The 12,708-nt window shown below is 56.2% G+C and carries 10 protein-coding genes and 1 riboswitch; all 10 genes read left to right on the top strand.

Annotation, left to right across the window (positions count from 1 at the left end):
- The first annotated feature begins 45 nt into the window (after window positions 1-45).
- The 10 genes from CQ011_RS07105 (at window position 46) to CQ011_RS07060 (ending at window position 12,618) form a co-directional block, all read left to right on the top strand.
- Window positions 46-621 (top strand): NADPH-dependent FMN reductase, encoded by a 576-nt coding sequence (locus CQ011_RS07105; protein WP_105675930.1) that lies wholly within the window; start codon window positions 46-48, stop codon window positions 619-621.
- Window positions 622-763: 142 nt separating this feature from the next.
- Window positions 764-1,873, top strand: a complete 1,110-nt coding sequence (locus tag CQ011_RS07100) for a glutathione S-transferase C-terminal domain-containing protein (protein WP_105675928.1) — start codon at window positions 764-766, stop codon at window positions 1,871-1,873.
- A gap of 163 nt (window positions 1,874-2,036) precedes the next feature.
- A complete protein-coding gene (locus tag CQ011_RS07095; protein WP_105675926.1) occupies window positions 2,037-2,933 on the top strand; it encodes an RNase H family protein in 897 nt (298 codons plus the stop codon).
- A 58-nt stretch (window positions 2,934-2,991) separates the two neighbouring features.
- Complete coding sequence (locus tag CQ011_RS07090) at window positions 2,992-4,140, top strand: serine hydrolase domain-containing protein (protein WP_105675924.1); 1,149 nt, start codon at window positions 2,992-2,994, stop codon at window positions 4,138-4,140.
- Complete coding sequence (locus CQ011_RS07085; RefSeq protein WP_105675922.1) at window positions 4,137-4,910, top strand: SGNH/GDSL hydrolase family protein; 774 nt, start codon at window positions 4,137-4,139, stop codon at window positions 4,908-4,910. The genes CQ011_RS07090 and CQ011_RS07085 overlap by 4 nt, the downstream gene beginning before the upstream one ends.
- Window positions 4,911-5,025: 115 nt before the next feature.
- Window positions 5,026-5,123: riboswitch (glycine riboswitch) on the top strand.
- A gap of 165 nt (window positions 5,124-5,288) precedes the next feature.
- On the top strand, window positions 5,289-8,135 hold the full coding sequence (gene gcvP, locus CQ011_RS07080) for an aminomethyl-transferring glycine dehydrogenase (RefSeq protein ID WP_105675921.1): 2,847 nt from the start codon (window positions 5,289-5,291) through the stop codon (window positions 8,133-8,135).
- Window positions 8,136-8,144: 9 nt separating this feature from the next.
- Complete coding sequence (gcvT, locus tag CQ011_RS07075) at window positions 8,145-9,260, top strand: glycine cleavage system aminomethyltransferase GcvT (protein ID WP_105675919.1); 1,116 nt, start codon at window positions 8,145-8,147, stop codon at window positions 9,258-9,260.
- A gap of 60 nt (window positions 9,261-9,320) precedes the next feature.
- Window positions 9,321-9,701, top strand: a complete 381-nt coding sequence (gcvH, locus tag CQ011_RS07070) for a glycine cleavage system protein GcvH (RefSeq protein ID WP_105675917.1) — start codon at window positions 9,321-9,323, stop codon at window positions 9,699-9,701.
- Window positions 9,701-11,023, top strand: a complete 1,323-nt coding sequence (gene glyA / locus CQ011_RS07065) for a serine hydroxymethyltransferase (protein WP_105675915.1) — start codon at window positions 9,701-9,703, stop codon at window positions 11,021-11,023. The genes gcvH and glyA overlap by 1 nt, the downstream gene beginning before the upstream one ends.
- Window positions 11,024-11,208: 185 nt before the next feature.
- Window positions 11,209-12,618 (top strand): L-serine ammonia-lyase, encoded by a 1,410-nt coding sequence (locus CQ011_RS07060; RefSeq protein ID WP_105675913.1) that lies wholly within the window; start codon window positions 11,209-11,211, stop codon window positions 12,616-12,618.
- Window positions 12,619-12,708 lie beyond the last annotated feature (90 nt).

Raw genomic sequence — 12,708 nt, 5'->3', positions numbered from 1 at the left:
TCAACCATAATGAGGCAGCGCACTACAACGCTAGGGAGCAATAAGATGTTGAAAATCGCTATTATTACCGGATCCACCCGCCCAGGACGTAACAACCACGGCGTCGCTCAGTGGGTACTCGAGCAGGCTCAGCAGCGCGATGATGCCAGCTACGAGTTGGTGGATATTGCCGATTACAACTTGCCCCTGCTAGACGAAGCATTCCCTGCGGCCTACCAGAACTACCAGAACGAAACCACCTTGCTCTGGTCGGCAAAGATCGCCGAGTTTGACGGATACATCTTCGTTACCCCTGAATACAACCACTCGATCGCACCTGCACTGGCCAACGCGCTGTCCTACCTGAACGCGGAATTCACCAATAAAGCAGCCGGCATTGTGGGTTACGGCTCGGCCATGGGAGCCCGCGCGGTAGAGCACCTGCGCGGTATTCTTTCCGAACTGCAGATCGCTCACGTGCAGAAGACCGGCATGTTCTCGCTATTTAGCGACTTTGAGAACTTCTCAGAATTCAAGCCAACCGAACAGGCCGCCAGATCGGTACAGCCAATGTTTGACCAGCTTATTTCCTGGGCTACCGCAATGAACACGGTTCGCGCCTCAGCCTCGGTCAACGCCTAAACAATCCCCGGATGAACTCCGGGAAGTTTGCAAGAGAACATCCCGTGCTTTGGGGAACACCACACTACTTTTCGACCAGCCTCAGCGTTAGCCTGTGAATAAGCAGGTTGTAGCAACCGAGGGCAAATCTTCAGGGGAGATCATGAGCAACGAATTTTCGACTAAGGGCGCATACGTCACCGGTGGTGACTTCACCAGAGACACCAACTACATTCAAGATCGCATCGTGGCAGATCCTCGTCCCGAAGCTTTTGCCCAAGGAGAACCTCAGAGTTCCATCGGCCACCCCCACGCTGGTCTGGGTGAAGGCGCACAGCTGTGGCCAGTTGAAGCTGGACGGTACCGACTCGTTGCAGCGCGTGCCTGTCCATGGGCCAACCGCACACTAATCGCGCGCCGACTGCTCGGGTTAGAAGATGCCATTTCTGTCGCACTGCCAGGTCCCACTCATGACGCGCGCAGCTGGACCTTCGATCTTGATAAGGATGGCAAGGACCCGGTTCTAGGTACCGAACGAGTCCAAGAAAATTACTTCAAGCGGTTCGCAGACTACCCGCGTGGGATCACCGTCCCGGCAATCGTGGATATTCCAACCGGCGCGGTCGTAACCAACGACTACCCACAAATCACCTGGGACTTCTCCACTCAGTGGAAGGAATTTCACCGCGAAGGCGCGCCCAACTTGATCCCCGAAGGTTCGCTTGAAGAAATGCTGCCACTGATCAAACGCATCTTCACCGAGGTCAATAACGGCGTCTACCGCGCAGGATTCGCTGGCGATCAGCAGTCATATAACGACGCCTATGACCGGCTATTTACCACGCTGGATTATCTGGAAGAGCGCCTTGAAACTCGACGCTTCCTCATGGGAGACCACATTAGTGAGGCAGATATCCGGCTGTTCACCACGCTGGCGCGCTTCGACCCGGTGTACCACGGTCACTTTAAGGCAAACCGCAATAAACTAACCGACATGCCAAACCTGTGGGGTTATGCCCGAGACCTATTCCAGACCCCAGGCTTTGGTGACACCACAGACTTTGAGCAGATCAAGTCCCACTACTATGTGGTCCACGAAGATATTAACCCTACGCAGATCGTGCCCAAGGGCCCAGATCTGAGTAATTGGCTCGAATCCCATGGACGTGAAGAACTCGCTACCTCCGGTCCTTTCCTCGATGGCACAGCGCCAGCCGAGGTGCGCCCCGAAGAACGAGTGACCGCCGGACACAACCCGCTATACCCGGCCTAATAATCCGCAGTAAAAACTAAGCGACGCAGAAACATCACGAGACTAAGACGAAGTCCCGGCGGACCACCTGAAAAGGGGCCACCGGGACTTCTGTGCGTTAAAAATAGAACATGAGCGCGAAGGTCGTCTATAGATGTGGGGTGGACATGGCAGGATTATTAATATGACGATCATTGCGGCAGCTGACGGTTCTGCTCTTGGTAACCCTGGACCTGCGGGGTGGGCCTGGTATATCGATGACAATAACTGGGGCTCCGGCGGTTGGGACCACGGAACCAACAATATGGGTGAACTCCAAGCGGTACTCGAACTCTTCAGAGCCACCGCCAAAGAACCCGAAACCGAACTAAAAATCCTGTGCGACTCCCAATACGCGATCAATTGCATCAGCAAATGGATGCCGGGATGGAAGAAAAAAGGGTGGAAGAAAGCCGACGGCAAACCGGTACTCAATCAGGAGATCCTGCGCGAACTTGATACCGCGATTCTCGGACGTAAGTACACCTTTGAATGGGTCAAGGGCCATGCCGGTCACCAACTCAACGAAGAAGCAGATGACCGCGCTCGTGCAGCTGCCACCGCGCATCAAAGCGGTAAAACGCCAGATGCAGGACCCGGCTACGTCGGTTCAAGTGCGCCGACGACGCCTAGCGAGGAAGCGCCGCAGCCCGAGCCGGAGCCCGTTGCCGAAGAAAATACGAGCCTAGACGTCACCGGAACCGTATTTGAGCTGGAACAGGGACTGCTCGACGCACAAGTGCGCACGAACTTCACCGAGGTGAGTGACTTCCTGCATCCTAGCTACCAGGAAATTTGCCGCGACGGTTCACTCTTAGACGTCAGTACCGTGCGTTCAATCCTTGACGGTGCAGGCACCTTGCCAGAAACCGGACCGGTGCAACTACTGACCGCCCGCTTACTGGATCCGTCATTGGTGCTCATTGCTTATCGGATGAACCCCGCCAACTCACCGGTTCTGGTGTGCTCTTCGTGGTGGCAACAGACAAGCACCGGCTGGAAACTACGGTTCCGCCAAGAAACAGTAGAAAACCAAGCATAGATTTTTATCAACTGATACTAGTGTTAGTTGATAAGTAACAAGCACTTTAAGGATTTTCATGCATTCGGTCATTTCAGAAGATTTCGCACCACTTGCCGAAGCGCTCGAAGCTCGGGCCGCAGAAGAAGAAAATTACTCGGCCCAATTAGCCATTTACCACCGCGGAGAATTGGTGTTAAGTCACAGTGTCGGCGAACACCTATCCGGTGATGGGCTGACCTGCATCTTCTCCTGCACTAAGGGTTTGAGCGCACTGGTAATCGCGTTGCTGATCCAAGACGGTGTGCTTGATCCGACCGCTCCAATAGGTACCTATTGGCCAGAATTTGCCATCGGCGGCAAAGAAAAACTTAGCGTCGGAGAAGTGCTCAGTCACCAAGCCGGGGTGCTCGGCGTTCCTGGAGGGGTCCCCAGCAAAGTCCTATTGAACTCGGCCGAATACGCTAAGGTCCTCGCCTCGATGCCAAGCATCTGGCCACTGGGCCAGAACATCGTGGGATACCACGCAATCACCATGGGCGTACTGATGGAAGAGCTCGTTCGCCGGGTGACCGGAGAAGAACTCAAAGACGTCTATGAAAAGCGCATTCGCGGACCACTAGGCGTGGACGCCTATATCGGGCACGGTGCAGAAATTGAACCACGCTACCGTGACGTGTTGCCTGCCGCTGATCAAGCACCTGCCTTCATGGATCCATTCTCACCAACCGGACTATCGGTGAACTCCACCTCAGGTTTCGCCCTAGAATCCGGTCCGGTTTACAACTGGCACGAGCTGGCCAACTCTGCACAGGTACGCCAGTTAGGTCCAGCATCCATGGGCGGGGTGGCCAACGCCGAAGCCCTCGCCGGAATTTACGCCGCGTCCTTTGGCGCGGTACCGGCACTTGGAGTGAGCAAAGGAATTCTCAGTGCCGATACCTGGGCCCAGGTTTCTACCGAACTCGTGTACGGTCCAGACCGCACCAACGGACTCTTGCAAGCATTCGCCGTGGGCTTCATGAAGGCCACCGCCCGCAATGACTACGGCTCCATCTTCGCCTACGGCCATGACGGGGCGAACTCCTCGTTGGCTTTCGCCGACCCGGCCTACCAGCTTGGTTTTGGATTCATCCCTTCACGCAACGAAGGACCCAAAGACATTTCAACTGGTGTGAAGCTCAGCCAGCTGGCACGCCAGCTGATCTTGGCGAAGGGAGCAAAATGAAATTCCTTGCGCTAGGAGATTCCTTCTCCGAAGGCGTCGGCGATATCAGCATGGTGCGGCCCAACCGCGTGCGCGGTTGGGCCGACCGAGTCGCCGAAGTGCTGTGCACCCAAGATGATTGGCAGTACGCGAACCTAGCGATTCGTGGCAAAAAGATTGGTCAGGTCATCAATCAGCAACTCGACGCAGGGTTGGCACTGAAACCGGATCTGGTCACTATTTATGCCGGCGGTAACGACATTTTGCGTCCGAGCGCCGACCTAGATGCACTAATGCGCGGTTATGACGGAATGGTGCGTCGCTTTGTTGCGGCCGGCAGTACCGTGGTGCTCTTTACCGGATTTGATACCGTCGATTCGCCGCTCTTTAACAAGACGCGGCCACGCACGGCGATCTATAACGAGAAGATCCGCGAAATCGCTGACAACCACGGGGCGATCGTGGCAGATTACTGGCGCTGGCGAGAATTTTCTGACCTGCGTTATTGGGCCGGTGACCGTCTGCACATGAACGAATTTGGTCACACACTGATGGCCAACAAGGTGCTGGAACTGCTTGGAAAGCACAATATTGCCGACCCTAAGTGGGTGGAGCAGATCAAACTTCCTGGGCTACCTGAACTCCCAGTCAATTCTCGCGGTGAGCGACTGCGCCAAGATATGGGCTGGGTCAAAGAACATTTGGGTCCTTGGATTAAGCGCCGGCTCACCGGTACATCTTCGGGGGACAGCTTGAGCGCTAGGTACCCTGAGTACGTGAAACTTGCTTAGATGACGTTACTGGCTACATTTATGAACTGGGCAGATTTTTAGGTCTTGGACTACGCTCACCGATGCAGGTAAGATGTAACTGTGTTTTAGATCATTAGATCTTTAATGCAGCCTTCGACGGATGGCGGGAGAGACCCGTTCACACCATGGATGGGCGCCGTAGGAGCAATTCCTCCCCAGGAAACTCTCAGGCCCCCGTACCGCCATCACGAGGCAACTCTGGAAAGAAACCGGCCCGTTCCGGTTCACCGAAGGTGCAAGCAACCGGCTTTGTTGGTCGGATGTGTAAAACTCTCAGGTTATGAAACAGGGATGGGGAGGGACAGAGACCTTCCTTTGGCATGCGCCAAGACAGATCCCCCTGGAGATAACTGCACCATGACTATTACGCAGACCTCGGCATCCACGAGTAGCGAATTCGTGTCACGCCACATTGGCCCACGTCCGGCCGATGTTAACCACATGCTCTCGACGCTGGGTTTTTCCAGCCTTGACGAGCTCATCGACACCGCAGTTCCGGCTGATATCCGCCAGGCTTCTGCCTTGGATCTTCCCTCGGCACTGAGCGAAACCGAAGCGCTGGCTCACCTGCGCGCCTTGGCTTCCAAGAACGTGATGAAGACCCAGATGATTGGTCAGGGCTTCTACGACACCATCACCCCACCAGTGATCCGTCGTAACATCGTGGAAAACCCGGCCTGGTACACCGCTTACACCCCGTACCAGCCAGAAATCTCGCAGGGTCGCCTCGAAGCGCTACTAAACTTCCAGACCATGGTCATGGATCTGACCGGCCTTCCTATCGCTAACGCCTCGATGCTTGATGAATCTTCATCTGCAGCCGAAGCTGTGCTGATGATGCGCCGTGTCAACAAGAAAAAGGGCAACGGCAAGACCGTCCTGGATTCAAATATCTTCCCGCAGACCATCAAGGTCATCCAGGGACGCGCGGATGCGCTGGGCTTTGAAATCGAAGTTGCCGACTTGGCGCAGGGACTGCCCGAGGGGGAGATCTCCGGTATCGTGTTGCAGCAGCCGGGCAACGACGGCTCCATTGCCGACCACAAGCAGATCATCGCGGCCGCCAAAGACGCCGGTGCGATGGTCACTGTTATCGCCGACCTGCTCGCGCTGACCATGATCACCCCTCCGGGTGAGCAGGGCGCAGATATCGCAGTGGGCAACACTCAGCGCTTCGGCGTGCCACTGTTCTTCGGTGGCCCGCACGCAGCCTACTTCGCCGTGGCTGACGGGCTGACCCGCTCCATGCCAGGTCGTCTGGTTGGCGTCTCCAGCGATGACGCTGGCACCCCTGCATACCGTTTGGCACTGCAGACTCGCGAGCAGCACATCCGCCGCGAGAAGGCCACCAGTAACATCTGTACCGCACAGGCTCTCTTGGCAATTTGTGCCTCGATGTACGGCGTGTACCACGGCCCAGCAGGTCTAAAGATGATTGCTAGCCGTACACATAATCACGCACGCGTCATCGCCAGCTCCCTGGTAGCCGGTGGCTTCACCCTAGCCAGTGACTCCTTCTTCGACACCGTAGTAGTCAACGTCGAAGATGCCACAGCGATGATTTCCAAGGCGGCTGAAGCGGGCGTAAACCTGCGTAAGGTTTCCGAAACTCAGGTTGGTATCTCCACCGATGAGGCCACCACCGCGGCGATTGTTCGCTCGCTGGCAGAGGTCTTCGGCGTGGAGCTGTCCGCACCAGAGGGCTTTGACATCCCAGAGGGCCAGGTTCGCACCAGCGAGTTCATGACTCACCCAATCTTCAACACCATTTCCTCGGAAACCCAGATGATGCGTTACCTGCGTCGCCTGGCAGACCGCGACCTGGCGTTGGATCGCACCATGATCCCACTGGGCTCATGCACCATGAAGCTGAACTCGGCCGCCGAGATGGAATCCATCACCTGGCCAGAATTCGCTTCGATCCACCCATACGCTCCGGCCGAGCAGACCGAGGGTTGGCGCGAGCTGATCACCGACCTTGAGGGCCGCTTGACCACCATTACCGGATACGCTGGCGTTTCGATCCAGCCAAACGCCGGTTCCCAGGGCGAATACTCGGGGCTGCTTGCCATCTCCGGTTACCACGCCTCACGCGGCGAAGGCCAGCGTAACGTCTGCCTGATCCCGGCTTCGGCCCACGGCACCAACGCGGCCTCCGCGGTACTTGCCGGCATGAAGGTTGTTGTGGTGAAGACCGCGGCAGATGGCACCATCGACGCGAACGATCTTGATGCCAAGATCGAGGCGAACAAGGATGTCCTTTCGGCCATCATGATCACCTACCCATCCACCCACGGTGTCTACGACGCGGACGTACGCGAAGTCTGCGACAAGATCCACGCCGCCGGCGGTCAGGTCTACATCGACGGTGCAAATATGAACGCACTGGTTGGTCTGGCTCAGCCAGGTCAGTTCGGCGGCGACGTCAGCCACCTGAACCTGCACAAGACCTTCTGCATCCCACACGGTGGTGGCGGACCAGGTGTTGGCCCAATCGGTGTTGGCGAACACCTCGTGCCATTCTTGCCAGGTGACCCATCGGGTACCTACTCCGAGCGTGACGGTGTGCCGGTAGTGGCTACCGCTTTCGGTTCCGCCGGCGTACTGCCAATCTCCTGGGCTTATATCGCCATGATGGGCGGCGACGGACTGACCGACGCCACCAAGACCGCGATCTTGAGCGCAAACTACATTGCCAAGCGCCTGAACGAGTACTACCCGGTACTGTTCACCGGTAACAAGGAATTAGTAGCTCACGAGTGCATCTTGGATCTTCGCGAACTGACCGCAAAGACCGGAGCTACCGCAGAAGATGTGGCTAAGCGCCTGATTGACTTCGGTTTCCACGCACCAACGCTGTCCTTCCCGGTAGCCGGCACGCTGATGGTTGAGCCGACCGAGTCCGAGGACCTGGGCGAGATCGAACGCTTCATCGAAGCGATGATCACCATCCATCAGGAAATGCAGGAAGTTCTCGCAGGCGTCTACAGCATCGAAGAGTCGCCACTGCGCAACGCTCCGCACAGTGTCTCGGCCGTAGTCAACAGCAGCTGGGATCGTAAGTACTCCGTAGAGCAGGCAGCCTTCCCGGTCGCCAGCCTCAAGCGCGATAAGTACTTCCCTGCCACCGGCCGCATCGATGGTGCAGCTGGTGACCGAAACCTGATCTGCTCCTGCCCACCTCCTGAAGCCTTCGAAGACTAGGACATCGTGATGACTGATATTTTGCACACAGAGTTACACGAGAAGCACGCCGAACTAGGCGCTTCGTTCACCGACTTTGGCGGCTGGGATATGCCCCTGAAGTACGGTTCGGAACTAGCCGAGCACAAGGCAGTACGTTCCACCGCGGGCCTTTTTGACCTCTCCCACATGGGCGAAGTTTGGCTTACCGGTCCAGAGGCAGGCGTTGCGCTGAACACCGCACTGGCTGGCAACCTGGCGGTAATGAAGATCGGCAAAGCGAAGTACTCGCTGATCCTCAACGAAGACGGAAAAATCCTTGATGACCTGATCGTTTACCGCCTCGGCGAAGAACGCTTCCTGGTTGTTCCAAACGCTGGTAACGCACCGGTAGTCGCCGCCAAGCTGGCAGAACGCGCAGCTGGCTTCGACGTGGTTGTTGATGACGCATCGGCACGCACCTCGCTGATCGCGGTGCAGGGTCCGAACGCTGAAGCGATTGTCACCGCACTGGCAACCGATGAGCAGACCGTGAATGCCGTGAAGGACTTGAACTACTACGCGGCAATCGAAGTAGTTCTGGGCGGTATCGACGTACTGTTGGCACGCACCGGCTACACCGGTGAGGACGGCTTCGAGCTGATCATCGCCAACGAAGACGCCACCGCGATCTGGGACAAGACCGTGGAAGCGGGCAAGGACCACGAGTTAGTTCCTTGTGGCTTGGCCTCGCGTGACTCACTGCGTTTGGAAGCTGGCATGCCGCTATATGGCAACGAGCTGTCCGTTGAACGCACCCCATTTGACGCTGGATTTGGTCCGGTAGTTTCCTTCAAGAAGACCGAAAACTTTGTTGGTCGCGAAGCTCTTGAGGCACTGCGCGGACAGACCCAGTCACGCAAGCTTGTTGGCCTGAAGGGTCTAGGCAAGCGGGCAGGCCGTGGCGGATACGCCATCGTCAAGGATGGGGCGACCATTGGTGAGATCACCTCCGGCCAGCCATCGCCAAGCCTGGGCTACCCGGTAGCCCTAGGTTACGTAGATGTTGCATTTAGTGAAGTTGGAACTGAGCTAGATGTCGACCTTCGTGGCAAGACTTTGCCATTTGTGGTCGTAGAACTGCCGTTCTACACCCGAGCCAAGTAACGTTTAACCTAAGCGGGCGTCGTAAAGACGCCCACCATTTCCCTTGGGAGAGGAATTATCGTGAGTAAAGTTCTTTCATCGTTGCGCTACTCGGCCGAACACGAGTGGATCGATGCAGCATCACCAGCCAAGGTTGGCATCACCCAGGTAGCCGCCGACGCACTAGGCGACGTGGTTTACGTTGACCTTCCAGAAGTTGGCGACACCGTCACCGCAGGCGAGACCTGTGGCGAAGTTGAGTCCACGAAGTCGGTTTCCGACCTGTACTCGCCAGTGACCGGCACCATCGTTGAGGTCAACCAGGAAGCTGCCGATAACCCGGCAATCCTGAACGAAGACCCATACGGCAATGGTTGGCTGTTCACCGTTGAGGTCACCGAAGAAGGCCCACTGCTTTCCGCAGTAGATTACGCCAGCGCGAATGGTGGAAACGTCGAATAATGAGCAACGCAACTTTTGAATCCCTAGCCCCTGCGTCCTTGACGCAGTCGCTAGCGGAGCTGGATCCTGAGATTGCGCAGCGTATCGATGCCGAGTTGGCTCGTCAGCAGCGTGGTCTGGAAATGATCGCTTCGGAGAACCACACGGCGCAGGCAGTAATGCAGGCTCAGGGTTCGGTACTGACTAACAAGTATGCCGAGGGTTACCCGGGCCGCCGTTACTACGGCGGTTGCGAGGAAGTTGACGTTGTTGAGACGTTGGCTATTGAGCGTCTGAAGGACCTGTTTGGTGCGAAGTTCGCTAACGTGCAGCCTCACTCCGGTGCGCAGGCGAACGCGTCGGTGTATCACGCACTGGTCCGCCCGGGCGATACCGTGCTGGGTTTGAACCTGGCTCATGGTGGTCACTTGACTCACGGCATGAAGCTGAACTTCTCGGGTCGTTTGTTCAACATCGTTCCTTACGGTGTGGATGAGCAGACCTATGAGGTGGACATGGACGAGGTGGAACGCCTCGCGGTGGAGAACCAGCCGAAGATGATCGTTGCTGGTTGGTCTGCTTACCCTCGTCAGTTGGACTTTGCGCGTTTCCGCGAGATCGCTGACAAGGTCGGTGCGTACTTGTTCGTGGATATGGCGCACTTCGCTGGTCTGGTGGCAGCAGGGTTGCATCCTTCGCCGGTTCCTCATGCGCATGTGGTTACTTCCACTACGCATAAGACTCTTGCTGGTCCTCGTGGCGGCATTATTTTGTCCAATGATGCTGATATTGCGAAGAAGTTGAATTCGGCGGTGTTCCCTGGTCAGCAGGGTGGTCCGTTGGAGCATGTGATCGCTGGTAAGGCTGTGGCTTTCAAGATCGCTGGTACTCCGGAGTTTAAGGAGCGCCAGGAGCGGACTTTGGCTGGTGCAAAGATTCTTGCTGAGCGTCTGACTCAGGCGGATGTTGCTGCTAAGGGTATTAGCGTGTTGACCGGTGGTACTGATGTGCACCTGGTGTTGGTTGATCTGCGTAATAGCGAGTTAGATGGTCAGCAGGGTGAAGATCTGTTGGCTCAGGTGGAGATCACGGTGAATCGTAATTCGGTGCCGTTTGATCCTCGTCCGCCGATGACTACTTCGGGTTTGCGTATTGGTACTCCGGCGTTGGCGACTCGTGGTTTTTCTGAGGCTGCGTTTGTTGAGGTTGCGGAGATTATTGCGCAGGCTTTGATTGCTGGCGCTGATGGCAACACCGCCGTCTTGCCAGAGCTCAAGGAACGAGTGCTGAAGCTCGCCGAGGCTCACCCACTGTATCCGGAACTTGCAAAGGTTTCCGAGTAACAGCTTCTGATTGAAGGAAGGGCCCGGAAAGCGGAAACATCGCGTTCCGGGCCCTTTGTCTCTCTCGCATCTGGCATCCACAGAAAATGCGAGGCATGGGAAAGAACCACAATTTTCTACCCCACCACATAATTATTTGGTGCTAGCAGTACCGAATTCTCTCTGTTTTAAGGAAGTGACCCGTCATGGCGGTCAGCGTATTTGATTTGTTCTCGGTTGGCATTGGACCATCTTCCAGCCACACCGTGGGACCAATGCGTGCGGCGCACGCATTTGTGGCCCAGGTGATTCGTGAAGGCAAGCTTGAATCCCTCACCTCCCTGCGCATTGATGTTTACGGTTCGCTCGCAGCGACCGGCCGGGGTCACGGAACCTTCACCGCGATCATGCTTGGACTCGAAGGGTACGAGCCAGAAAACATTCTGCCTGCCGAAGTTGATGAGCGCTTGGCACAGATGGAACAAAGTGGAGTGCTTCGTTTTGCATCCCAAATGGATGCTCGCAAGGACCTGAACTACACCGTCAACGACATGATTCAGCACCCGCTGACGGTCTTGCCGCGCCATACCAACGGAGTAAAGTTCATTGCTCTCAATGCAGCTGGCGAAGAACTACTGAACGAAACGTTCTTCTCTGTCGGTGGCGGATTTATTGTTCGCGAGGGCGCCGAAGAACGCATTGAAAAAAACCTTGAAGAAAAGGTTAAGCAGCAACCGTACCCGTTCACCACGGCTGCACGCTTACTAGAACACTCGAAGAATTCTGGCAAGTCAATTGCCGAGATCATGATGGCCAATGAAGAGACCTACCGCACTCGCGAAGAAATTCGTTCGGGTCTAGTTCATATCTACAAGGTCATGGAGGAATGCAAAGACGCTTCCTTGGAACGTACCGGAGTGCTTCCCGGCGGACTCAAGGTTCGCCGCCGCGCCCCAGAATGGCATGAGCGTCTACGCAAGGAAGATAAAGACCGAGATCCGGTGTTCTGGCAGGAATGGATCAACCTTGTAGCGCTGGCAGTCAACGAAGAAAACGCCTCGGGTGGGCGAGTTGTCACCGCGCCAACTAACGGTGCAGCCGGCATCATCCCAGCGGTACTCTTTTATGCCACCCATTATGCCCCGGGCGCCAAATACTGGAACGAAGAGGAAAAAGACGACGCTGTAGTGCGCTTCCTACTCACTGCCGGTGCTATAGGCGTGCTGTATAAAGAGCAGGCTTCGATATCGGGTGCCGAGGTTGGCTGCCAGGGCGAAGTGGGTTCTGCCTCATCGATGGCGGCCGGTGGCCTCGCCGAAATCCTCGGCGGTACTACCGCTCAAGTGGAGAATGCTGCAGAGATCGCCATGGAGCACAATCTTGGACTGACCTGTGACCCTATTGGAGGTCTAGTACAGATTCCGTGTATTGAGCGTAACGCGATTGCAGCGTCGAAGGCCGTGAACGCCGCGAAAATGGCGTTGATGGGAGACGGGGAACACCACGTTACCCTGGACGAAGTCATCATCACCATGCGCGAAACAGGCAAGGATATGAACGATAAATATAAGGAAACAGCGATGGGCGGTTTGGCCGTCAACGTTGTTGAATGCTAATCCGATAGCTACCTAAGAGCGTGTGGTGACTGCTGGTCACCACACGCTTTTTGCGTTCGCGGATGTGATCTTGTCGCGCTGGTGTCGTTT

Origin of the sequence: Arthrobacter sp. MYb213 (genome assembly GCF_002979915.1) — a bacterium.
GTDB lineage: Bacteria > Actinomycetota > Actinomycetes > Actinomycetales > Micrococcaceae > Glutamicibacter.
This window is presented reverse-complemented; position numbering and strand designations above follow the sequence as displayed.

Coding starts and splice junctions, on each gene's coding strand:
- CQ011_RS07105 (WP_105675930.1), top strand. CDS start 46: ATGTTGAAAATCGCTATTATTACCGGATCCACCCGCCCAGGACGTAAC.
- CQ011_RS07100 (WP_105675928.1), top strand. CDS start 764: ATGAGCAACGAATTTTCGACTAAGGGCGCATACGTCACCGGTGGTGAC.
- CQ011_RS07095 (WP_105675926.1), top strand. CDS start 2,037: ATGACGATCATTGCGGCAGCTGACGGTTCTGCTCTTGGTAACCCTGGA.
- CQ011_RS07090 (WP_105675924.1), top strand. CDS start 2,992: ATGCATTCGGTCATTTCAGAAGATTTCGCACCACTTGCCGAAGCGCTC.
- CQ011_RS07085 (WP_105675922.1), top strand. CDS start 4,137: ATGAAATTCCTTGCGCTAGGAGATTCCTTCTCCGAAGGCGTCGGCGAT.
- gcvP (WP_105675921.1), top strand. CDS start 5,289: ATGACTATTACGCAGACCTCGGCATCCACGAGTAGCGAATTCGTGTCA.
- gcvT (WP_105675919.1), top strand. CDS start 8,145: ATGACTGATATTTTGCACACAGAGTTACACGAGAAGCACGCCGAACTA.
- glyA (WP_105675915.1), top strand. CDS start 9,701: ATGAGCAACGCAACTTTTGAATCCCTAGCCCCTGCGTCCTTGACGCAG.
- CQ011_RS07060 (WP_105675913.1), top strand. CDS start 11,209: ATGGCGGTCAGCGTATTTGATTTGTTCTCGGTTGGCATTGGACCATCT.